General features: G+C 68.7%; 17 protein-coding genes. 4 read left to right on the top strand and 13 right to left on the bottom strand.

Translation table 11 applies throughout. From position 1 onward, the window contains the following. Window positions 1-15: 15 nt before the first annotated feature. Window positions 16-1,623 carry a hypothetical protein gene (locus ABZ345_RS06900; RefSeq protein WP_359843769.1) on the bottom strand — a complete coding sequence of 536 codons (1,608 nt, stop codon included), beginning with the start codon at window positions 1,621-1,623 and terminating at the stop codon, window positions 16-18. Window positions 1,624-1,718: 95 nt separating this feature from the next. Here ABZ345_RS06900 and ABZ345_RS06905 point away from each other — a divergent pair, with 95 nt between their 5' ends. The 3 genes from ABZ345_RS06905 (at window position 1,719) to ABZ345_RS06915 (ending at window position 7,531) form a co-directional block, all read left to right on the top strand. Next, window positions 1,719-3,335 carry a glucosaminidase domain-containing protein gene (locus ABZ345_RS06905; RefSeq protein WP_359843771.1) on the top strand — a complete coding sequence of 539 codons (1,617 nt, stop codon included), beginning with the start codon at window positions 1,719-1,721 and terminating at the stop codon, window positions 3,333-3,335. A 113-nt stretch (window positions 3,336-3,448) separates the two neighbouring features. Beyond that, a complete protein-coding gene (locus ABZ345_RS06910; RefSeq protein ID WP_359843773.1) occupies window positions 3,449-4,717 on the top strand; it encodes a hypothetical protein in 1,269 nt (422 codons plus the stop codon). Between the two features lie 99 nt (window positions 4,718-4,816). After that, the gene (locus tag ABZ345_RS06915) at window positions 4,817-7,531 is read left to right on the top strand and encodes a GH92 family glycosyl hydrolase (RefSeq protein ID WP_359843775.1); all 2,715 of its coding nucleotides are present in this window, start codon (window positions 4,817-4,819) and stop codon (window positions 7,529-7,531) included. Here the strand turns inward: ABZ345_RS06915 and ABZ345_RS06920 are convergent. Continuing rightward, window positions 7,516-7,953, bottom strand: coding sequence for a GyrI-like domain-containing protein (locus ABZ345_RS06920; protein WP_359843777.1), 438 nt, complete (start codon window positions 7,951-7,953; stop codon window positions 7,516-7,518). The genes ABZ345_RS06915 and ABZ345_RS06920 overlap by 16 nt on opposite strands. Before the next feature lie 62 nt (window positions 7,954-8,015). Here ABZ345_RS06920 and ABZ345_RS06925 point away from each other — a divergent pair, with 62 nt between their 5' ends. Then, on the top strand, window positions 8,016-8,567 hold the full coding sequence (locus ABZ345_RS06925) for a hypothetical protein (RefSeq protein ID WP_359843779.1): 552 nt from the start codon (window positions 8,016-8,018) through the stop codon (window positions 8,565-8,567). Here the strand turns inward: ABZ345_RS06925 and ABZ345_RS06930 are convergent. The 11 genes from ABZ345_RS06930 to ABZ345_RS06980 all read right to left on the bottom strand — a co-directional run bounded on the left by ABZ345_RS06930 (window position 8,497) and on the right by ABZ345_RS06980 (window position 22,943). Further along, on the bottom strand, window positions 8,497-9,837 hold the full coding sequence (locus ABZ345_RS06930) for an FAD-binding oxidoreductase (RefSeq protein WP_359843781.1): 1,341 nt from the start codon (window positions 9,835-9,837) through the stop codon (window positions 8,497-8,499). The two genes, ABZ345_RS06925 and ABZ345_RS06930, sit on opposite strands and share 71 nt — an antisense overlap. Continuing rightward, window positions 9,834-11,519, bottom strand: coding sequence for a tryptophan 2-C-methyltransferase (tsrT, locus tag ABZ345_RS06935; protein WP_359843783.1), 1,686 nt, complete (start codon window positions 11,517-11,519; stop codon window positions 9,834-9,836). The genes ABZ345_RS06930 and tsrT overlap by 4 nt, the downstream gene beginning before the upstream one ends. 27 nt (window positions 11,520-11,546) lie before the next feature. After that, on the bottom strand, window positions 11,547-12,761 hold the full coding sequence (locus tag ABZ345_RS06940) for an acyl-CoA dehydrogenase family protein (RefSeq protein ID WP_359843785.1): 1,215 nt from the start codon (window positions 12,759-12,761) through the stop codon (window positions 11,547-11,549). Window positions 12,762-12,773: 12 nt separating this feature from the next. Then, a complete protein-coding gene (locus tag ABZ345_RS06945; protein ID WP_359843787.1) occupies window positions 12,774-13,997 on the bottom strand; it encodes an acyl-CoA dehydrogenase family protein in 1,224 nt (407 codons plus the stop codon). Continuing rightward, complete coding sequence (locus ABZ345_RS06950) at window positions 13,994-15,283, bottom strand: ATP-grasp domain-containing protein (protein WP_359843789.1); 1,290 nt, start codon at window positions 15,281-15,283, stop codon at window positions 13,994-13,996. Before ABZ345_RS06950 ends, ABZ345_RS06945 begins: the two co-directional genes overlap by 4 nt. Next, window positions 15,280-16,548 (bottom strand): SidA/IucD/PvdA family monooxygenase, encoded by a 1,269-nt coding sequence (locus ABZ345_RS06955; RefSeq protein WP_359843791.1) that lies wholly within the window; start codon window positions 16,546-16,548, stop codon window positions 15,280-15,282. Before ABZ345_RS06955 ends, ABZ345_RS06950 begins: the two co-directional genes overlap by 4 nt. A 90-nt stretch (window positions 16,549-16,638) precedes the next feature. Beyond that, window positions 16,639-17,877, bottom strand: a complete 1,239-nt coding sequence (locus ABZ345_RS06960; RefSeq protein WP_359843792.1) for an ATP-grasp domain-containing protein — start codon at window positions 17,875-17,877, stop codon at window positions 16,639-16,641. Beyond that, the gene (locus ABZ345_RS06965) at window positions 17,874-19,106 is read right to left on the bottom strand and encodes an MFS transporter (RefSeq protein WP_359843793.1); all 1,233 of its coding nucleotides are present in this window, start codon (window positions 19,104-19,106) and stop codon (window positions 17,874-17,876) included. The genes ABZ345_RS06960 and ABZ345_RS06965 overlap by 4 nt, the downstream gene beginning before the upstream one ends. After that, window positions 19,106-20,149 (bottom strand): FAD-binding oxidoreductase, encoded by a 1,044-nt coding sequence (locus ABZ345_RS06970; protein WP_359843795.1) that lies wholly within the window; start codon window positions 20,147-20,149, stop codon window positions 19,106-19,108. Before ABZ345_RS06970 ends, ABZ345_RS06965 begins: the two co-directional genes overlap by 1 nt. Further along, entirely contained in the window at window positions 20,149-21,669 is a 1,521-nt protein-coding gene (locus tag ABZ345_RS06975; RefSeq protein WP_359843797.1) for a class I tRNA ligase family protein, read from the bottom strand. Before ABZ345_RS06975 ends, ABZ345_RS06970 begins: the two co-directional genes overlap by 1 nt. Continuing rightward, entirely contained in the window at window positions 21,669-22,943 is a 1,275-nt protein-coding gene (locus ABZ345_RS06980; RefSeq protein ID WP_359843799.1) for a SidA/IucD/PvdA family monooxygenase, read from the bottom strand. The genes ABZ345_RS06975 and ABZ345_RS06980 overlap by 1 nt, the downstream gene beginning before the upstream one ends. Window positions 22,944-23,271 lie beyond the last annotated feature (328 nt).

Raw genomic sequence — 23,271 nt, forward strand, 5'->3', positions numbered from 1 at the left:
CGTTCGGCTGAGGTGTCAGTTGGTGGTGGCGATGGGGGTGTTGTCGATGGGCAGCCAGTCGGACCAGGCGTTGGTGTTGGCGGCGATGTAGGCGTGGGTGAGGTTGCCGTTGGTGTTGCGGGCGAAGGCTTCGGTGACGTTGCCGGTGTTCTTGTAGACGACCGACGGGGTGCCGGTGATCGTGCCGCTGCCGATACCGGACCACGCGGCCCAGTTCGACATGCCGTCGCCGAGGTAGGTGTGGGTCAGGTGGTTGGTGGTGTCGCGGGCGAACACCTCGGTCACGTTGCCCTGCGGCTTGTAGACCACCACCGGGTCGGAGGCGAGCGACACACCCGGCATGCCCAGCAGATCGGACCAGCCGCCCGAGTTGTCGGCGATGTAAGCGTGCACCGGCGCGCCAGAGCCGTTGCGAACAAACACCTCGGTGACGTTGCCGAGCGGCTTGTAGACCGCGGCCGGGGTGCCGGTGATCGTGCCCGAGCCGATCCCGGCCCACGCCGACCAGTTCGACATGCCGTCGCCCAGGTAGGTGTGGACGAGGTGGTTGGCGGTGTCGCGGGCGAACACCTCGGTCACGTTGCCCTGCGGCTTGTACACCGCCACCGGGTCCGACGCGAGCGACGCACCTGGCATGCCCAGCAGATCAGACCAACCGCCCGAGTTGTCCGCGATGTAAGCGTGCACCGGAGCGCCATCGGCATTACGGGCGAACACCTCGGTCACGTTGCCCAGCGGCTTGTAGACCACTGCCGGGGTACCCGTGATGGTCGAGTTGCCGATCACCGCCCACGGCGACCAGGTGGACATGCCGTCACCGAAGTAGGTGTGCACCAGCCGGTTCGCCGTGTCGCGAGCGAAGACCTCGGTGACGTTGCCCGCGTTCTTGTGCACCGCGACCGGATCGGAAGCCAGCTGCACGTCACCATGCGGCAACCACTGCGACCAGCCACTCATCCCGTCAGACAGATAGGTGTGGATCAGCTTGTTGTCCACGCCACGAGCGAACGCCTGAGTCGTGTTCCCGACCTCGTGCCACGTCGTACGACCACCCTGCACACCAGCGGCCACGGGCGGCGGCGCGTCGTCAACGATCTTCTTGTACCGGTAGGCGCGGTAGCTGCTGTTCGGGTGGCCGTCGAGGCTGGCGTTGTTGATGTTGGTGCGCAGGTGCCGGACGGGCGTGGAGCCGAACGAGTAGTACCAGAAGGTGCCGTTGGCGTCGTCCCAGCGGTCGAACAGGAACATGTGGGTGCCGGGGTACAACATGAAGTCGCCGGCCTTGAGGTCGTTGCGCGAGATCGGGTTGCCCCAGTTCGCGAAGCTCGCGGTCGCCGGGACGTCCTTGAGGTGCAGCGCCATCGACACGTACCCGGAGCAGTCTCTGCGGTACATGTGACCGTCACCGGGACCGGGTGACCAGCCACCCTGGTCGTACGGGCCGGGCTGGTGGTCGACCCAGTACTGCGCGCGCTGGATCACCTCGCTGCGTGTGATGGGCCCGTCCAGGTCGGATGCCTGTGCGCTGACGGGAGTGGCGACCGCCCCAGCGGCCGCGGCCACCGTGAAGGCGGCGGCGAGCACAAGACGAGCCAGACCTCTGCGGCTCAGTGTTGTCGTCATGGCCAAAGGTTCGATCGCGGCTCTTCAGAACCGCTTCAAGTGCCGCGGCCCCGATCTGAAGCGAGTCTGAAGGAGCGGCTCCAAGACTCACCGGCATGACTCGAAGGATCATCGGAGCGAGCATCGCCGCCCTGCTCGGGCTGCTCGTCGTCGCCACTCCCGCGCAGGCCGACTACCGGGACGACTTCCTCGCCGCCGCCGGGCCGGCCGCGCAGCGCGTGCGTGCCGACTACGACATCCCGGCGTCGGTGACGGTCGGCCAGGCGACCCTGGAGTCGAACTGGGGACGCAGCGGCCTGTCGGTCAACGACAAGAACTACTTCGGCTTCAAGTGCACCTCGGCGTCGTCGCCGGGCCCGATCGCGATCGGCTGCCACAACTACCCGACGACCGAGTGCGTACCGGCGCCGTGCCACACCGTGAACGCCTACTTCCGCGTGTACAGGTCCATGGAGGACTCGTTCCGCGACTACGGCCGTCTGCTGACGACGAGCTCGACGTACGCCGACGCGCTGCCGTACCGCCACGATCCGGACGCGTTCATCCGCAAGGTGGCGCCGCACTACGCCACCGACCCGTCCTACGCCGACAAGGTCCTCACCCAGATGCGGACCTACAACCTGTACCGCTTCGACTCCTCGGTGCCCGTGCCGACCGCCGGTGTCGGCGTCCCGGGCGGGCGTACGACATGGCATGAGGTCGGGAACACCACGCAGGCGTTCGCCCGCAGTGTGGACAACAAGCTGATCCACACCTATCTGTCTGACGGGATGAGTGGCTGGTCGCAGTGGTTGCCACACGGTGACGTGCAGCTGGCGTCCGACCCGGTGGCAGTGCACAAGAACGCGGGCAACGTCACCGAGGTCTTCGCCCGGGACACGGCGAACCGGCTCGTGCACACCTACTTCGCTGACGGCATGTCCACCTGGTCGCCGTGGTCGGTGATCGGCACCAGCACCATCACCGGTACCCCGGCCGTCGTCTACAAGCCGCTGGGCAACGTGACCGAGGTGTTCGCCCGCACCAGCTCAGGTGCGCCGGTCCACGCCTACATCTCCGACAACTCCGAAGGCTGGAGCGACCTGCTCGGCATGCCCGCCGCCGCCCTCGCGTCCGACCCGGTGGTCGTCTACAAGCCGCAGGGCAACGTGACCGAGGTCTTCGGCCGCGACACAGCCAACCACCTCGTCCACACCTACCTGGGCGACGGCATGTCGAACTGGTCGGCGTGGAGCGGCATCGGCTCGGGCACGATCACCGGCACTCCCGCTGCGGTCTACAAGCCGCTGGGCAACGTCACCGAGGTCTTCACCCGCAACGCCACCGGCGCGCCGGTGCACACCTACATCGCCGACAACTCCGGCGGCTGGTCCGACCTGCTCGGCATGCCCGGCGCCTCACTCGCGTCCGACCCGGTGGTGATCTACAAGCCACAGGGCAACGTGACCGAGGTGTTCGCCCGCGACACCACCAACCACCTCACCCACACCTACCTCGCCGACGGCATGTCCAACTGGGCCGCCTGGTCCGGCATCGGCACCGGCACCATCACCGGCACCCCGTCGGTGGTCTACAAGAACACCGGCAACGTCACCGAAGCCTTCGCCCGCAACACCAACGGCAACCTCACCCACGCCTACATCGCCGCCAACACCAACGCCTGGAGCGACTGGCTGCCGATCGACAACACCCCCATCGCCGCCACCAACTGACACCCACCATCAGGTCGCGGGCCTCCTCGGCAAGAGGAGACCCGCGACCTTACCGTTTGGCCACCGGACAGATTTCTGTCGCCAGACGCGCACCGCTAGTAGCGTCCGGAGCCATGAGACGACTGCTCAGCGTCGCGTTGTCGTTCCTCCTGGTGTTCGCCGCCGCGCACCCCGCGGTCGCGACCGGTGGCGACAAGCCGTTGCCCGGCTACACGATCGTCAACCCACCCCTCACCCCGGCCGTGGTCGGCGGCAAGCCCACGAAGGTCCTGCAGGGCGTCCACAGCCACGCCGGTTACATCATCGAGGTGCCGCCGCGCTGGAACGGCCGGCTCGCGATGTGGGCGCACGGCTACCGCGGCGAGGGCAAGGTCCTCACCGTCGACGCGCCGCCGTACGGGCTGCGGCAGCAGTGGTTGGACGAGGGCTACGCCTGGGCCGCGTCTTCTTACTACGGCAACAGCTACGACGTCCGTGCGGGCGTGACGACGACTCGTGAGCTCGCTGCGTTGTTCGGGCAGAAGGTGCAGCGGCCGAAGAAGGTCTTCCTGGCCGGCGTGTCCATGGGTGGGCACGTCATCGCCCGGTCGCTGGAGCAGTACCCGGGGTTCTACGCGGGCGCGTTGCCGATGTGCGGTGTGGTGGGCGACCACGAGATGTTCGACTACCTGCTGAGCTACCACCTCGTCGCGCAGGCGCTGACCGGCATCCGCGCCTATCCGCTGCCGCAGGACTACGCCACTGTCGTGGTGCCGCGCATCCAGCAGGCGCTGAAAGGCCACGACGACCAGTTCCGCGCCATCGTCGCGACGCTGTCCGGCGGCGCCCGGCCCGGCACCGAGGCGGCCTACGCCTACTGGCAGAACTTCCTGTTCAACCTCGTCGCCACACCGCCGGGTGACACCCTCGCGACCAACCCGCTGCAGATCGCCACGAACGCGGGCACCCGGTACCGGCCCGACGAACCGGTGGACGTGAACGCCGCCGTGCAACGGGTTCGTCCCGCGAACCCGGGAGCGCGCTACACCTGGGCCCTGACCCAGATCCCCGCCGTGCAGGGCCTGCCGAGCGCTCCCGTCGTGTCGCTGCACGGGATCGGCGACCTGTTCGTGCCGTTCGCGATGGAGCAGGACTACCGCGACGACGCCGCGCGGTTCGGCCGCACCCACCTGCTGGTGCAACGCGCCATCCGCACGATCGACCACTGCGAGTTCTCCGCCACCGAGGTCGGGACCGCCTGGCGGGACCTGACCGCGTGGGTCGATCGGGGCAAGCGGCCGTCCGGTGACGACGTGCGGCGCACGGACGATCCGCGCTACGGATGCCGCTTCACCGACCACCTGGCCACCGACGGCACCCGCAAGCTCTTCCCCGCCTGCTGACAACGCAGGTCCAAGCGCTACCCCTGCGAAGTTCGGCGTGTCACGATCCCGTGCCCGCCTGCGCTCTGACAACGTTGTCCAAACCGAGAAAGGATCGTCATGTTCGGCTCCCTGCACCGACACGCCAGACGCTCGTTCCCCGTGATCCTCATCGGCCTGCTGGCCGCGGGCGTGGTCACCGCCACGCCCGCCACAGCGGCGCCGCTCGCCCTGACCCAGCACGTGAACCCGTTCATCGGCACCGACAACAGCAACTCGCCCAACCCCGTCCCCGGCGGCGCGGGCGGCAGCACCTATCCCGGCGCCGTGGTGCCGTTCGGCATGGTGCAGTTCAGCCCGGACACGCCGACCGCCTCGCCGTCCGGCTACCGCTACAGCGACACCAGCATCCAGGAGTTCAGCCTCACCCACTTCAACGGCGCGGGCTGTGCCAACAACGAGGACCTCGGGATCCTGCCGGTCACCGGCAACCTCGCGACCTCTCCCGGCACGAACTGGACCGGCTACGCGGCCGGGTACACGAAGGCCAGCGAGTCGGCCTCGCCCGGCTACTACAAGAACCGGCTCGACACCTACAACACCGGTGTCGAGCTCTCCGCCACCAAGCGCACCGGGTTCATGCGCCTGACCTACCCGAGCACGCCCACGGCCAGGGTGCTGATCAACAGCAGCCGCAGCGCCACGGGCAACCGCACCGGCTCGATCGCGATCAACGGCAGCCAGCTCACCGGGACGTTCACCGGCGGTGGCTTCTGCGGCTCGTCCAAGACCTACCAGCTCTTCTACGCCATCCAGTTCGACCGCGCGCCGACCGGGTTCGGCACCTGGCTCGGCGGCACGGTGAACGCCGGGTCCGCGAGCACCAGCGGCGTGAACTCCGGCGGCTACGTCACGTTCGACACGTCCGCGAACCCCGTGGTGCAGCTGAAGGTCGGCATCTCGTACGTCAGCGTCGCGGGTGCGCAGGCGAACCTCGCCGCCGAGAACGCGGGCTTCGACTTTCCCGGCGTCCGGACCGCGGCCGACACCGCGTGGAACGACGTGCTCAACAGGGTGCAGGCGACGGGCGGATCCGCCGCGGACCTGCAGAAGTTCTACACGGCGCTGTACCACGTGTTCCAGAACCCCAACATCGCCAGCGACGTGAACGGCCAGTACCGCGGCTTCGACCAGACCGTGCGCACGGCGTCCCACACCGTGTACCAGAACTACTCGGGCTGGGACATCTACCGCTCGTGGGCCTCGCTGATCGGCCTGCTCGCACCCGCGGAAGCCAGTGACATAGCCAAGTCCATGGTCCTCGACGGCCAGCAGGGCGGACTGCTGCCGAAGTGGTCGCACAACAGCAACGAGCACTTCGTGATGACCGGAGACCCCGGGCCGATCATCGTGTCCAGCCTGTACGCGTTCGGCGTGCGCGGGTTCGACACGGCCGCCGCGCTGACGTTGATGGACAAGAGCTCCAACGGCGGCACCACGCAGGGCCAGACGATCCGCGGCCGCCAGGCCGGGTACCTCAGCCGGCACTACGTCACCGAGGACCCGTCGGACTCGCTGGAGTACTCGTCGTCCGACTTCGCCATCGCCCAGTTCGCCAAAGCCGTTGGTGACACGGCGAAGTACAACACCTACATGACGCGTGCCCAGTGGTGGGCCAACGTGTACAACCCGGAGTCCGGCTACGTGCAGAAGCGCAACGCCGACGGCTCGTGGGCGTGGCCGGTCAGCCCGGCGAGCCCGAGCGGCTACACCGAGGGCAACGCGTCGCAGTACACGTGGATGGTGCCGTACAACTTCGGCAGCCTGATCAACCTGATGGGCGGCCCGAAGACGGCGGTCCAGCGCCTCGACCACCACTTCACGCAGCTCAACGGCGGACTGAGCCTGCCGTACTTCTACATCGGCAACGAGCCGGAGCACGGCGTGCCGTGGGCCTACCACTACGCCGCCTACCCGCAGGGCACGAGCGCTGCGGTGCGGCGGGTGATGACCGAGTCGTTCACGACGGCCGCCGGTGGGCTGCCCGGCAACGACGACCTCGGCGCCACCTCCGCGTGGTACGTCTGGTCCGCGATGGGCCTGTATCCGCCCACGCCGGGCTCGGACGTGCTCGCGTTGCACGGACCGCTGTTCCCGTCCGTCACGATCACCCGGCCCGGCGGCACCGTGCAGATCAACGCTTCCGGCGCCGGGCCGACTGCCCAGTACGTGCAGGGCTTCAACCGCAACGGGGTCTCCACGACGCGGAGCTGGCTGCGTTACGGGGACATCTCCGGCAGCGCGACGCTGAACTTCACCATGGGATCGTCGCCCAGCGCCTGGGGTACGAACGCGGCGGACGTGCCGCCGTCGTACAACGACGGGTTCACTCCCCCGCCGGCCGCCCCCGCGCTCGGCACGAACCTCGCGCTGGGCAAGCCCGCCACGGCGTCGGCACCCTGCAACGCGGCCGAGGCCGCGGCGAAGGCGTTCGACGGCAGCCTGTCCGGCAAGTGGTGCTCGCTCGCGGCCGGCACGAAGTTCCTCCAGGTCGACCTCGGTTCGGCGCAGAACGTCGGATCGTTCGTCCTGAAGCACGCCGGGCTCGGAGGAGAGAGCACCGGCCTGAACACCGGTGCCTACACGGTTCAGACGTCGGTCGACGGGACGAACTGGACCACGGTCGTGGACGTGTCCTCGGTGCGGTCGAGTCGTTCCTACCACCCGATCACGCAACGGCAGGCGCGGTACGTCCGGCTGAACGTCACCACGCCGACCAACAACGGCAACACCGCCGCGCGGATCTACGAGTTCGAGGTCTACGCCAGCTCGTAGCAGATCTCGGTCCACGACTCGGCCGGATCGTGAGGCCCGTAGATCTCCCAACGGGTTCCTGTGGTCCGCAGGCCCTTCGCGGCGCACCAGGCCAGCACGGCCCGGTGCGCCGCATCGAGCTCCGCGTACGATCCGATGTGGACGGTGGTGGCCACGCGGGCGGCCGGGAGCTGTGACGCCACCACCCTGCCGGTCAGCGGGCACGGCACCGTCAGCTCCACGCCGATCTCCACGTTGGGCACGTCGTCGCGGTACAGCATGATGTTGCGGCAGCCGCGGGTGATGCCGCCCGCCCGCAGACAGGCCCACACCTCGTCCAGCGCGGGCTGCCACAGCCGCGGGAACTCGGCCCAGGTCGTCGTCGCGGCGACCACCGCGGTCGGCCGGGCCGCGACTTCGCTGACGCTCACCTCCCGGTGCACGGTCGCCAGCCTAGTAGCGCGGTTGCGCGGCGGCCCGGTGGCGATTTCACTAGGCTGGCCGCGTGTTCGGCAAGAAGAAGCGTGCGATCGAGCTGCCGCGCTGGGCGGGCCCGTTCTACCTGGCCGCCGGCGTGATCACCCTCGTCTGGGCGGGAGTGCTGTTCACCGACTTCCTGAACGTGCCCACCCGCTGCCCGGACACCAAAATCCGCTGCGGCGCCTTCCTGACGACCTCGCTGCGCCAGTACACGCTCTCCTGGGTCGTGTTCGACATCGCCCTCGCGACGATGCTGGTCGTCACGGGCTGGCTGGCCATGCGGCGGCGCGACCACGTGCAGCTGCCCGCGGCGGTGACGGGCGCGCTGTTGTTCGTCGACGCCTGGTTCGACACGATGTCGAGCGCGCGCCGTGACCGGCCGCTCGCCTGGGCTCAAGCGCTGTTCGTCGAGCTGCCGCTCGGCGTTCTGTGCCTGTGGATCGCCGGGCGTGCCGAGCGCAGGCGCCGCGTACGTCTCGAGACCGCCTTGCAGGAGCTGGACGACCTCAGATCGCCTGAGGGAAGTCGAAGAAGCGATCAGGATCGTACCGGCGCTTCACCTCCGCCAGCCGGGTGAGGTTCGGGCCGTGGTAGGCCTGACGCCAGTCCGGCAGGTCCGGATCGGTGAAGTTCAGGTAGGACGCGTTGTCCGTGTGCTCGCCGATGTCCTCGTGCAACGCTGTGAGCCACTCCAGGTTGTCGCGCACGACCTGCGGGCTGTCCGACGACAGCCACGAGGTGTCCAGTGACACCAGGAACAACGCGTCGCGGTGCGGGAACGCCGTCTCGGTCGCGCTCAACGCGTTGATCGCGCCACCCCAGCCGAACAGTGCCGCGCCACCGCCGTCCGGGTTGCCACTGCCGGGCCACTTGTCGACGGCCGTGACGAGCGTCCGCACTCCTTCTTCGGGCAGCGGAACGGACGTCGTGCGGGTGCGGCCCGCGAACGCGCCACCGGCCGTCTCGTGGTGGACGTACTCCACGGCTTCCCAGTACGTCCGGTCCTCGATGTCACAGCGGAACGGCCGGGTGCGAGCCAGCACGGGGCCGAGCAACGCGCGCAGCTCGTCCGCCGAACCGAGGTGCCAGCCGATCACGGACACCATCCCGCCGCTGGCCAGGCCGATGCGCAACGACAGCGCGTCCGGCGCGGTCCGCTGGATCTCCTGCACCAGCAGCATCACGTCGACCGCCTGCTCCCACTCCCACAGCAGCAGACAGGTCGCGCTGTCCACGACCGGGCGCGCCTGAAACGTGAACGACGTGTTGACGCCGAAGTTGCCGCCACCACCGCCCCGGCACGCCCAGAACAGGTCCGGGTTCTCGGAGGCCGAACACGTCACCGTGCTGCCGTCGGCGAGCACGACGTCGGTGCTGACGAGCGAGTCGCACGTCAGGCCGAACGCCCGCGACACCGCCGCCACTCCCCCGCCCAGGGTCAGGCCGGCCACCCCGACCTCGTCGGAGTTGCCCAGCGGGAACGCGATGTCGTGCGGCCGCAACGCCTCGTACAGCGCGCGCATCCGCGTTCCGCCGCCGACCGTGACCAGCGCGGTGGACGGATCGACCCGCACTTCGTCGAGTCCGCGCAGGTCCAGGACCAGCCCGGTGCAGACGGACGTTCCGGCGTAGCTGTGGCCGCCGCCGCGCGCCACGAGTGGCACATCGTTCTCCCGCGCCCACGTGATCGCCGTGACGACGTCGTCCGCACCGGCGGCGGACAGCACCGCCGCCGGGATCGTGGAGGCGTAGCGTTCGTTGAACGGCTTGCTGCTCGAGGTGAAGGCGTCGTCACCCGGCAGCAGCACCCGTCCGCCCACCTGGGCCGCGAGGCCGTCGAACGTCACGCCTCGACTCCCGCCAGCTGGGCCTCGCGCAGAATCTCCTCGCGTTCCCGCCAGTGCGACCAGAACGCGCCCTTGTAGCCGAGGCCGGTCAGGCCGATGAGGAACGGGTTGTCGGCGTAGTTGTTCTCCGACTCGCTCATGCCCGCGAGCGTCGGCAGCATCACGCGGTGGTAGTCAGCCGGGTCCACGAGCGACCAGAGGTACTCCACCGTGCGCGACCAACGGCCGTTCGGGTCGGTGTTCGTGCCCGTGTCCTCGAGCAGGTCCGGCGAGAAGTAGCAGACGAGCCGGAACTCGCCGCGGTCGTCCCACATGAACTGCTTCTCGTACTCGACCAGGCCGGAGCACATCGACAACGGTTTGAGGATGATCGGGCCGGTCGCGGTGTTCGACTGCAGGCCCGGGATCGTGCGGACGCCGGCGCACTGCTCGGCGATCGAGATGCCGAGCGGGTGATGCGGGAAGAGCCGCAGCCCCAAGGAGAACGCGGTCACCGTCGCCTCCAGCGCCATGAACGCCTGCACGCAGTCCCGCATGGTCTCCCAGGTCTCGCCGGGCATGGCGAACAGCGCCTCGACCATGGTCTTGATGCCGCGCTCCCGGCACAGCCGCACGAGTCGTTCGGTGTCCTCGAACGTGTAGTACGTCGTGCCCTTGCCGGTGACCTTCCAGTTCGCGAGCACGTCCTGGCGGATGTGGTCGCTGCCGACGTTCACGCCCTGGCACCCCGCCGCGGCCAGGAGGTCCGCGAACTCCTCGTCGAACGGCGAGGGCTGGCAGTACACCCACAGCCGCAGGTTGTTCAACGGGTTGGCGGCACTGGCGTGCTTGCGTCGTACGATCTCGCGCAACACGTTCTTGGCGTGCGAGATCGACAGGTTGAACTCGCTGTCGGTGGTGTGCTGGTCGAGAATTCCCTGCGCGGCAAGGGACTGCATCTCGTCGACAACGGCGGCGACGTCACGGCGTGCGATGGCACCGCCCTTGGCGTCGGGCTCGACGCAGTGCGCGCACCGGTAGACGCAGCCGGACTTGGTCAGGATGCCCGCGAGACCACCACGCCGGTAGTACTCGCCGTTGTCCACCTTGTACTTGTCGCCGGATCTTCTGATGTACACCCCGGCACCGTCGACCTGCCACGTCTTGACCACGGTCGGCCCGACGTGCAGAACAGGCGTGAGAACACTGGAGGTCCGCACGATCCCGTTCGTCGTGTTGCGGATCAGTCCGTCCACAGTGGACGTGTCGCGGCCGGTTGCGATGGCGTCGGCGAGGTCGACGACGATCACCTCGCCCGGCCCCTTCACGCCGTAGTCGACACCGAAGTAGTCGACGAGCGCGAACGGCATCGTGGAGAAGCCGATGCCGCCCGCGACCAGCGGCGCGTCGGTCAGGCGGGTGATCTCGGTGATGATCTCCTTGTGCTCACCCACAAAAGGGCGCTGCTCGAACGCATAGACGGTGTCGGTGTTGCGCACCGTGATGCCGACCAGCATCGGTTCGCGCGTGGTGAAGTACTCCGTCAGGAACGTCTTCCAGTCGTCGCGGTGGAACGTCAGGTCCACCACCTCGACCTCGAACCCGGCGCTCTCCAGCGACGTGGTGAGCACGTCGAGCGCGTACGGCGCGATCGGCGGATGCACCTTGTTCGGGTTGACGAGTGTTACCAGGCCTCTGCTCATCGGTTCTTCCCCCGCTGGTCGGTGCAACTAGACGATGCCGAGGGCGATGCCGAACTCGGGCTTGGCGTTGAGCAGGTACGCGCCGGCGGACTGGAGGATCCGGTCCTGGGCGGCGAGGTGCTGGCAGATCGTGGCGGTGTCGCGCATCCAGCGGTCCATCGGTGAGGACTTGTGGATCGACCACGTCTGCAGCAGGTCGAACAGGCGGTTCACGATCGAGCGCGACATGCGGAACGCGTGCACCCACGACAGCGGGCAGGCGGCGCGGTCGATCGGGTCGAGGTCGTCCAGCACGCCACCGGCGGCCAGCACCTCCCACTGCCGTTCCAGCGCGCCGTAGACGCCCGCGCGGGTCGCGTTGAAGTCCGCCTCGCACTCGGCGAGCGTCACCTGCACGCGCCAGATGTCCGCCCAGTCCGTGCCGGTCATCCGGTCGACGCGCTGCAACACGCACTCACGGGCGTAGTCCAGAGCGGCACGCGCGACGCCGAGCGAGACACCGCACATCGTGCGCGTGAACGCGTCGGGCTGGGCGAGCGGACCGCGGCGGCCGCGGACGTTGTCGAAGCTGAACGAGTGTTCCTCCGGCACGAACACGTCTTTGACCGTGTAGTCGCAGCTGCCACTGCCGCGCAGACCCGTGGTGTCCCAGTTGTCGATCAGCTCGACCTCGTGGCGCGGCAGGAGGAACTGGCGCGACTCGTGCGGGTTGCTGCCGTCGGGGCTCGCGTACTTCTGGCCGTCCTGGTAGACGAACCCGCCGGAGATCACCCAGTCGGCGTGGTCGATGCCGCTGCCGAACGGCCACCGCCCGGTCAGCCGGTAGCCTCCGGGCACCTTCTCGGCGCGGCCGGACGGTTGCAGCAGGCCGGCGACGATCTGGTCCGGGTTCGGGAACATCTCCTTGGCCACGACCGGGTCGATGAACTCGGCGTAGATGCCGGTGTTCGACCCGATCATCGAGCACCAGCCGACCGAGGCGTCCCCGTAGGACAGTGCCTCGACGACCTCGAGCTGTTCCATCGAGGTCAGTTCCAGGCCACCCCAGTGCTTTCCGAAGCACATGCGGAACACACCGTTGTCGCGCAACGTGTCCACGATGTCCTGCGGCAGGTTGCGCAGCTGCTCGATCTCCGCCGACCGTTCGCGCAACATCGGCGCCAGCGCCTTCGCCCGCTCGATCAGCTCCGCCGCGGTCTGCGCCACCTTCATCTGGGCGTCGAGCGCCCTCGTCATGGTCATCTGAGCTTCCCCCTACTTCACGATGCCGAGGCAGATGCGGAACTTGGGCCTGCGGCCGAGCAGGTACGCGCCGACGGACTCGAGAATCGCGTCCTGCGCGGAGAGGTTCTGGCACATGGTCGCGGTGTCGCGCATCCAGCGGTCCATCGGCGAGGACTTGTGGATCGACCACGTCTGCAGCAGGTCGTACAGGCGGTTCACGATCGAACGCGACGTGCGGAACGCGTGCAACCACGCGATCGGCGACGCGGCGCGCTCGTTCATCGTGAGGTCGTCCAGCGTGCCGCCGGCCGACAGGACCTCCCACTGCCGCGTCATCGCGGAGTAGACGCCGTGACGGGTCGCGTTGAAGTCGGCCTCGCACTCGGCCAGCGTCACCTGCACGCGCCAGATGTCCGCCCAGTCCGTGCCGGTCATCCGGTCGACGCGCTGCAACACGCACTCACGGGCGTAGTCCAGAGCGGCACGCGCGACGCCGAGCGGAACTCCGCAAAGGCTGCGCATGAACGACTCGGGCTGCGCCAGCGGATGCGGCTCGCAGCGCGGGTTGTCGAACGTCAGCGTGTGCTCGTCCGGCACGAACACGTCCGTGATCCGGTAGTCCGAGCTGCCGCTGCCACGCAGGCCCGTGGTGTCCCAGTTGTCGAGGATCTCGACCTTGCTCTGCGGCACGAGGAACTGGCGCGACTCGTGCGGGTTGCTGCCGTCCGGGCTCGCGTACGGTTCACCGTTCTCGAAGACGAACGCACCGGACATCACCCACTCGGCGTGGTGGATGGTGCTGCCGAACGACCACTGGCCGCTGAGCCGGAACCCGCCGGGCACCTTGTCGGCGCGCCCGGCAGGGGCCAGCACGCCGGCGGTGACCGTGTCCAGCCGCGGGTAGACCTCGCGGACGACGTCCGGTTCGAGGAAGTTGGCCAGCAGACCGGTGTTCGCGCCGATGATGCCGCACCACGCGGCAGACGCGTCGCCGTACGCGAGCGCCTCGGCGACCTGCGTCTGCTCCATCGAGGTGAGCTCAGGGCCTCCCCACTCACGGCGGAAGCACATGCGGTGCACACCGGTGGCGCGCAACAGTTCCACGACGTCCGCGGGGAGCTGTCCGGCTGCCTCGATCTCGGCGGACCGTTCGCGCAGCACCGGCGCCAAAGCCTTGGCGCGGGCGATGATCTCGGTCGCCGTGCGGGGCTCGTCGGACACCGTGGTCATGTTCTCGTTCCTCACACTCGTCATTCGTCCACGTCCAGAAGTCCCGCGGGCATCGCGAAGGGGCCGTCGGGGTCCGGTGGCCCGACCGGTTCGGTCTCGAGCTCCACCAGTGCGGCGGCGTTCGCCAGCCGCTCGTCGCACGTCTGCGTGTCGTCGGCCTCGCAGACGACGAACGAGTGCCGTGCCAGGTAGCCACCGGGAGGCAGCCGCAACGTCGTGCCGGGCTCGCACATCGGCGAGGTCGCGACAAGGCCGGGTGCCTCGGCGGGCAGCGTGATCGACTTCAGCAGGCAGTCCTGCTCCGGGATGCCGAAGCGGATCCCCGCGACGCGGCGGTGCGTCGGCGTGATGTCCGGGCGCTGCCCCGTCGTGACGTCGAACAGCACCTCGCCGGGTTCGATGCCGGTGGCGACGCGGCCGAGGAACGGGATGAGGTCGCCGCCGAGCCTGCCGTTGATCTCGATGATCAGCGGGCCGCGGTCGGTCAGCCGCACCTCGGCGTGCGTGATGCCGTTCTCGATGCCCAACGCCTCGTGCGCCCTGGCCAGGTGCCGCATGAGGTCCTGGTCGTCGAGCAACGGGTCCTTCGCGTCGACGACGTGCCCGATCTCCTCGAAGTACGGGTGGTCGCTGGAGTGCTTGCGCGCCAGGAACATCGGCAGGTACTCGCCCTTGTAGACCGCGCCGTCGACGCTGATCTCGGGACCCGGCGCGTACCGTTCGACGATCGCGCTCGCCCGGTACGGTCCCGGATCGACCTCGCTGGCCGCCAGAGCGACGTGGAACGCCTGGTCGAGCTCGAACTCGTTGGTGGCGAAGACGACGCCGATGCTCGCGCCCATCGCACGGGGCTTGATCACGACCGGGTAGCCGATCCGGTCCGCGGCGGCACGGGCCTGCTCGACGGTCGTCGTGAGCTCGAAACCGGGCTGGTGCAGGCCGGCGGCGGTGAGCACCGCGCGGGTGCGTTCCTTGTCGCGGCAGCCGCGCACGCCCGCCGCGGACAGGCCCGGGACGCCGAACTCGGCGGCGAGCAGGCCCGCGTCGAGGACCAGCGGTTCGTCCCAGCACATCAGGCCGACGACGTTGCGGCGGGCGACGACCTCGCGGGCAGCCTCGCCCATCACGTCGGAGTCGAAGACGTTGGCGACGATGATCTCGTCGAAGTACTCGCGCTGCCAGGTCGGCTTGAGGTTGTTGATCAGCACCAGGTCGATGCCCGCGGCCTTCGCGCGCCGGGCGATCGGTGCGACGAGGTACTCGCGGTAGACCTTGAGTCCGCTGCCGATGACGAGAATCGCTGGGTTCATGCCTTCACTCCGGAACGGCGGGTGAGCAGGTCGGTGAGGATGTCCTGCGAGCGGTGGGCGATGACGCTGATCAGCGAGTCGGCGATGCCGTGCGTCTCCTCGTTCACGCCCTGCAGGTACATGGCGCCCCAGGCGGACTCGCCGAGGTCGACGCGGTAGGAGCGGCTGACGTTGATCTCGTCGATGCCGGCGCGTTCGGCCAGGTCGCGGACGAGCCACGGCATGCGCGGGTCGTAGCCGGTGCCCAGCAGCACGAGGTCGCAGTGCAGCGGCTCGACCTTGCCGCTCATGCGGTCGCGCAGGTCGAGGACCACCTCGTCGTTCTCCACGCGGGCGGCGACGACCTCGGTCATCGGCCGCACCCACGAGCGCTGCGGCCCGAGCGTCTTCTGCTGGTAGAGCATCATGTAGAGGTTGTCGAGGAACTCCGGTGCGAGGCCGGAGTAGTTCGTGAGCCGCATCTCGTCGAGGATCTGCTTGCGCACCTCGGGCGGGCTGTCGTAGAACTCGTCGACGAACGACGGGTAGAACAGCTCGTTCACGAACTTGCTGTGCTGGTAGTTCTGCAGCCCGATCGACCGGACGACCATCGTCACCTGGCTCTCGGGCAGGTTCTGGTGCAGCGCGTAGAACATCTCCGCCGCGCTCTGCGCCCCGCCCACGACCACCGCGCGCAGCGGCTTGTCCTTCGGGATCTGCGCGATCCTGGTGCGGTACTGGGCGCTGTGCACGATGCGTTCGGCCGGCAGCTCGCTGAACACGTCTGGGATGCGCGCGTCGCGGCCACCGCCGACGACGAGGTCGCGGCACCGGATCCGGTCACCGTCCACGAGGGACACTTCCCAGCCGGTGATCGACCCGTCGGCCGAGCGCGTCGGCTCGATGCTCTGGGCGCGGGAGTCGTAGCGGATCTGCACCCGCTCCAGTTCCTTCGCCGCCCACTGCAGGTAGTCCGACAGCTCCCAGCGGAACGGGCTGAAGGTGCCGAGGTTGCAGAACTCGTCGAGCCGGCCCTGGGAGTGCAGGAAGCTGAGGAACGAGAAGCGGCTGCGCGGGTTGCGCAACGTCACCAGGTCCTTGAGGAACGAGACCTGGCTGCGCGCCCACGGCATGAGCAGGTTGCGCTGCCACTTGACGTCCGGGCTCTGCTCCAGCAGAAGGGTGTTCTCGGCGAGGTCCGTTTCGGACTCCTCGATCGCGACGGCGAGCGCCAGGTTCGCCGGCCCCGCCCCGATCGCCAGAACCCCGACTTCTCGGTCAGTCACAGTGCCCCCTCGATGGTTTCGCAGCCAGAAATGAAGCTAGACAACGAAGTTCCCCGACAAGAAGAGGAACCGTTCCCGACCGGCCGGGAATTACCGGACTTCGATGTGGACGGCCGCCACGGCCTTTTCCGCACGGCGCAATGCTTCTGCGGACGTGTCGCCCGTGGTCATGACGATGCCAGCGCGGTCCCAGGAGCTCCTGAGCCCGTCGAACCTCTCCCCCGGCGCGACCGTCACCTGCAGGAGGTGCACGCCGTCGAGCTGCCGTGCCTCGTCCACACCGGTGACACTCTCGACGACACCGGGCTCGATCGTCAGAAACCGCACCGCCGCACCGGATTTCGCGCGTGCGGGCAGGTCGCTCGGCGGGTCCTCGCCCTTGAGCACGGCGTAGTAGCACCGCAGCAGCTCGACCGGGTAGGCGAGCTGGACGACGTCCAGGATGCCGTCCCCTGCCAGCCTTCCTGCGCACTCGACCAGGTGTGGCACGCCGTCCGCGACGATCCACTCGCAGTGCACGATGCCGTCGCGGAACCCGGCCGCGCCGATCACCCGCGCGGTCTCCTGCTTGAGCAGCTCGTCCAGCTCTGACGGGATGTCGGCGGGCACGATGTGCGCGAGTTCGACAGGCAACGGTCCTGGCACGAGCTGTTTGCCGGTGGTGTTGGCCCACAACGGCTTCCCGGCGCGGACCAGCATCTCGACGCTGAACTCCTCGCCCTCGACGAACTCCTCGGCGAGCATCGAGAGCTCCATCGGCCGGTCCGGGACGAAGATGCCCTCGTCCTGGGCCGTGCAGTGCGCCCACGCCTGCTCGATGTCGTCGGGGTCGTCGATCACCTGTGTACCCACGGCCGCCTGGCGGTTCGAAGGCTTGAGCACGATCGCCTTGTGGCCCCGCATGAACTCCAGGACGGCCGCCGGGCTCGTGACCTGAACGCTGACCGGATTGCGGATGCCTGCGGCGGCGGTGACCTGACGCAGCAACGCCTTGTCCCGCATGATCTGCGCCGCCCCGAAGGTCGCACCGGGCAGGCCGTAGCGTTCGGCGAGACGGGCGGCGAACGGGGTCGCGTACTCGATCGCCGGGATGACCGCCGAGGGGTCGAGGTCGCGGTGCGCGTGGAAGAACTCGTCCGCCTTGCCAGGCGTGAGGTACTCCCACTCGACCAGGCCGCGCACGAACCCGACGCCCTCGATCTGGTCGCGCACGTGCCGCTTGCGGATCACGTCCGGTTCCTCGACGTAGATCACCGAGTCGTCCGGCTGGAACTCGGCGACCAGGCCGATCGTGACGCCGACGAAGCCGACGACGATGACGGGCTTCACGCCACACCGCCCACGGTCTCTGGCTCGGCAACGGGCTCGCGTTCCGCACGCACGCCGTACACCGCGAGGAGCCCGGCGATGCCGTTGACCAGCGCGATGACGATCCAGAAGGCGCCGCCCAGCGAGGTGAACGTGAACACGCCGAACAGCGGGCCGATTGCGGAGGCGAGCCCGATGACCGCCTGCATCGTGCCCATGTAGCGGGACTTGTACGCCGCCGGGAACTTCGCCGGGTGCGCGAACATGGTCGGTCCGGCGATCATCAGGCCGCTCACCGCGAAAACCGCGCCGAGGATCACGAACGTCCCGGAGTGCACGGCGAGGGCGTAGAGGGCGAAGCCGAGCGAGTTCACCACGTGCCCGGCCAGCACGGCGACGTGCGCCGGGATCTTGACGATGTACGTGGTGATCTTCAGTTCACACGTGATGAGCACGAGCGACGAGATCGTGAGGACCGCGCTGTACAGACTCGTCGGGTACTTGTCCGCGACGATCTCCAGCGGGAGCGCCGTGGTGGACTGGGCGTACGCGATCGTGCCGAGGAACACCGCGGCGAGGTAGGCGAGGTACTTCGGGTCGCGCGCCATCGTCGAGTACGCGGTGCGCGAGTCAACGGTGGGCTTCTTCTCTTCGTGTTCCTCCGGCGCGACGACGCGGGGAAGCAGCGCGTACGCCAGCAACCCGTAGAGCAGCGCGGTAGCACCGTCGAGGAAGAAGAGCAGGTCCCAGTCGACGAGGATCAGCCCGGCGGCGATGAGCGGGGCCAGCGCGGCGCCGGTGTTCAGCGCGATGCGCATCATCGAGAAGCCCATCACCTGGTGCTCTTCCGGCATCAGGTCGCTGAGCAGCACCGCGGCGGCCGGCCGGTACGCCTGCGTCACCAGGCCCGCGAGGCCCACGACCAGGAACAGCACCACCGGCATCTTGGTGACGAACGGGATCGACGCGACCAGCGGCGCGGACGCCAGCATGGCCATGGTGATCGTCGTGCGCGGCCCGATCCGGTGCGTGAGCTCGCCGCCGGCCAGCGTGCCGAAGATCGACCCGACGCTGTACGCGGCGAGACACAGGCCGGCGATGCCGACCGAGTCACCGCGGAAGGTCAGGTACAGCAGGATGAACGTCTGGACGAATGCGCCGAGTTGGTTGATCAGCACGCCGCCGAGGAGGTAGCGGACGGGTGTGGGGGTCGCTCGCAACGTGGCGAAGACCCCACCGTTCTGGGACATCAGGCTGCCTCCTCTAAGGCGTCAAGGGCATCGACGATGCGTCCGGCGACCAGTGGCGCCGAACCGAACCCGCTACCGCCGCAGGCCGCGCGTGCCCAGACGGCCGGGGCCACCTCGGTGAGCTGCGCGCCGCCCGTGACGGCGTCGGTGGCGTAGTGGCAGTGCTTCACCGCGACCACGGTGTATCTGTCCACATCGGACACGATGGAGGCCGCGAGCAGGCGGTCGACCCACCTGTTGTCGAGCTCGTCGCCGTCGACGGACGCCACCTCGCGGCAGACCGCGTCCGAACTGATCTTCAGCAGGGTGCCGTCACCAGGCGGCAACAACCAGGCCCGGCCGTCACGGCCGAGGCGTCCGGCACCCGGCGCGTTCTCCCACCACCGCATGAGCTGCTCTGGCGGCCTCAGGTACACCATCGTCTGGCGGTGCAGGCGAACTGGAACCCGCACCAGCTCGGCGGTCCAGGGACCTTCGGCGACCAGCACCAGGTCCGCGCGGACCGTGCCGCCGCCCTCGACCTCGACGCGCCCGGTGTCGACAGCGGTGACCCGGCTGTTGGGCCGCAACGACACCAGCGGGTGCTCGATCAGCCAGCGCACGGCCGCGGCCAGCACACGTGCCGCGAGCAGCACCCCGGCGTCGGTCTCCAGCACACCGACCGAGTCCTCGGCGAACACCAGGTGCGGCAGCTTCTCCGGTTCCGTCATCTCGACGGGCAGCCCGCACGCCGCCGCCTGCCCGGCCATCACCGCGGCCTCGGCGCGCGGCCAGGCCGTGACGATGCCGACGCGGCGATAGAACCTGGTCTCCAGCAACGACTCCAGCTCGAGCCACCGTCGTTGCGCGGCGACACGGCCGAGGGTGGCGTCCACGTCGTCCGGGACGAACGTCCGGAGCGCGCGGTGCTGGTCGAACGACGTGGACACCGGACTGGGGATGCTGCCGCGGTCGAGCACCGTCACCCGGTGCCCGGCGAGCGCGCACTCGACGGCCGTCACGAGACCCGTGACGCCCGCCCCCACGATGACGACCCTGGCCATCACTCGGGCAGTTCGGGCAGTCGTCGCGGCGTGAACTCGCGCGTGTCGAACGCCGCCGGGATGGTGGTGTCCTGCAACGCCTTCGCCGCGAGGTCGGTCAGGATCGGCGCGGCACAGCGCAGGAACACGTCGACCTCGTGGCAGAAGTCGCCCGCGTTCTCAGCCGTGAGCGGGAAGGAGTCCAGGCGGGCGAGCTGCTCGGTGAGCGTGAACGCCGCCGCCGTGACGCTGAACCGCCGCACGTCGTAGGCACCGGCAAAGCGTTCGGCCATCAGCCGGGCGGCGACGCGGGACCGTTCCGAGACCGGCAGCGGCGTCTGCTCCAGCGCGTTGACCTTCGCCGCGATCCGGTTCCACGGCGCGACCAGGCGCGACGACGTCACCTCCGCCATCGCGGCGCGGGTGAAGTTCGTGCGCTGGAACTCCGGGCTGGTCGCGGCGAGGTAGAACCGGATGAGGTCGCGCGGGACGCCCTCGTCCAGCAGCTGCTGACCGGTGACGAGGTGACCGCGGCTGGTGGAGAACTTGTCGTTCTCCAGCTCGTAGAACTCGTTGGTGACGAACTGCTCCGGCAGCACGTACTCCTCGAGGGCGAGCAGCATCGCGACACCGGCGACGGCGAACGCGAAGCCCGCGTCGGAGCCGAAGAAGTACACGACCTCGGTGTCGCCGAACCACAGCTGGTCGTCGCTCTCCAGCACCTCGCCGCGAGCCTGGGCGGCCAAAGCGGACGCGTGGATGCTCCAGGTGATCGTCTCGGTGTCCGAGTAGAACACCTGGCCGGCGACCTCGGGGAACGGCGCGGGGATGCCCCAGGAGATGGGCAGCGTGACCGGGTAGTCCGGCAACGGCCGCGCCAGCATCTCCTCGATCATCCGGGCAAGACGAGGCCGCAACGTCGGAGCGTGCCGCGCGAAGAACTCCTCCAGCCCCGCCCGGTACTCCTCGACCGGCAGCACGAGCACCTTCTCCTCGCGCAGCTCGACCGGGTCCGACGGGTCCAATGTGGACTTCGGGTCGACCAGCTCACCGGAGGCGATCCAGTTGCCGCAGCCCTCGCACAGCCCGGCGCAACCGTCGGTCAGGCACACCGGGCAGCCGCCGCGCACGTACGCGTCGGTGAGGTACTCCCCGGTGCGCGGCGAGTACGGGAACTTCACCGCGCGCAGCCGCAGTTTTCCGTTGCTGTGCAGGCGGTCGAAGAACGTGACGACCGTCTTGACGTACCGCTCGTCGAACCGCACGAACCCGTCCGGCTCGATGTCCATCGCCGCGAGCGACGCCTCGACCTGGCTCGCCGACCTCTCGCGCAGGTCCTCGGGCTTCACCCCGAGGCGGCGCGCGGTGGTGACGATGTAGTTCTGGGTCGAGTGGATGCCGGTGCCGAACAGCACGTCGCACCCCGCGGCACGGGCGTACCGCGCGCAGATGTCGGCGGCGAGGAACGGCCCGGCGAGGTGGCCCAGGTGCAGGTCGCCGTTCGCCGTCGGGCCGGGTGCGATCACCAGGAGCTTGCTCATCACGCGGTCCTCAGTTCGGCGGTGCGGCGGGCGAGCAGGTCGTTGACGATGTCCTGCGAACGGTGTGCGAGCACGCTGATCAGCGAGTCGGACATGCCGTGCGTCTTCTCGTTGACGCCCTGCAGGTACAGCGCGCCCCACGCGGCGTCGCCGATGTCGACGCGGTACTGGCGGCTGACGGCGATGTCGTCCAGGTCGAGCTGTGCGGCCAGATCCCGTGCCATCGCGGGCATCCGCTGGTCGTAGCCGGTGCCGAGCACCACGAGGTCGCAGCGCACCGGGTCGACCTTGCCGGTCCTGCGGTCGTGCAGGTCGAGCACGATCTCGTCGCCGTCGAGCCGCGCGCCGGCGACCTCGGTCATCGACCGGACGCTGGAACGCTGCGGTCCCAGCATCTTCTGCTGGTACAGCATCGTGTAGAGCTCGTCGAGGAACGGCGGCGCGAGGCCCGCGTAGTTCGCGAACCGCATCTCGCCGAGGATCTGCTCGCGCACCTCGGGCGGCGTGTCGTAGAACTCGTCCACATAGGACGGGAAGAACGCCTCGTTGATGAACTTGCTGGTCTGGTAGTTCTGCAGGCCGATCGACCGCACCACCATCGTGACCTGGCTGTCGGGCAGGTCGTTGTGCAGCGCGTAGAAGATCTCGGCGGCGCTCTGGGCACCGCCGACCACGACGGCGTGCAGTGGCCGGTCCTTCGGCACGTCACCGATGCGGTGGAGGTACTGCGAGCTGTGCACGACCTTCCCCGCGGGCAGGCCGGCGAACATCGCGGGCACGTGCGGATCGCGGCCACCGCCGACGACCAGGTCACGGCACCGGATCACGTCGCCGTTGGCGAGCGTCACGGTCCAGCCGGTGATCACGCCGTTCTCGTGGTTGGGCTCGATCCGCTGGGCGCAGGCGTTGTAGCGCACCGAGACACGTTCCAAAGAGGACGCGACCCACTGCAGGTAGTCGGACATCTCCCAGCGGTACGGGTGGAAGGTGCCGAGGTTCACGAACTCGTCGAGCCTGCCCTGGTCGTACAGGAAGCTCAGGAACGAGAACCGGCTGGTCGGGTTGCGCAGGGTCACGAGGTCCTTGAGGAACGACACCTGGCTGCGCGCCCACGGCATGAGCGTGCCGCGCTGCCACTTGACGTCCCCGTGCTGCTCCAGCACGAGCGTGTCGCCCGCCAGTTCCGGCGCACCGGACTCCTCGATCGCGACCGCGAGGGCGAGGTTCGCCGGGCCCGCTCCGATCGCCAGTACGCCGACGTCTTGGACAGTCACACGTCCCCCTCTGTTCGTCCCCGAGTGGCGTTCAGAGGCTAGGTAGCGGCTCTTCCCCGCAGATAGGGGAACTGTTCCCGGCAGGATGGGCAAAAGCCGATTCCCTTATAGGGCAGGAACTCCACGGCCCTTCACCCAGAGTGATCATGGACGTGCTCACGGGCTGTCACCCGTTGCGGCGTGTCATTGGGCCACTTCGCCGAACGAATGCGGCGAACGCAGTCAAGGCGCTGCTCCGGTCGTCATGGGCGACCGGCAGCATGTTGGGCCGAACGAGTGAAAACCGCCTTTTTGAGATCGCGACTTCCCCCGATGAGGCGATATACCC

It is taken from the genome of Lentzea sp. NPDC005914 (assembly GCF_040629405.1).
In the GTDB taxonomy this organism is placed as follows: domain Bacteria; phylum Actinomycetota; class Actinomycetes; order Mycobacteriales; family Pseudonocardiaceae; genus Lentzea.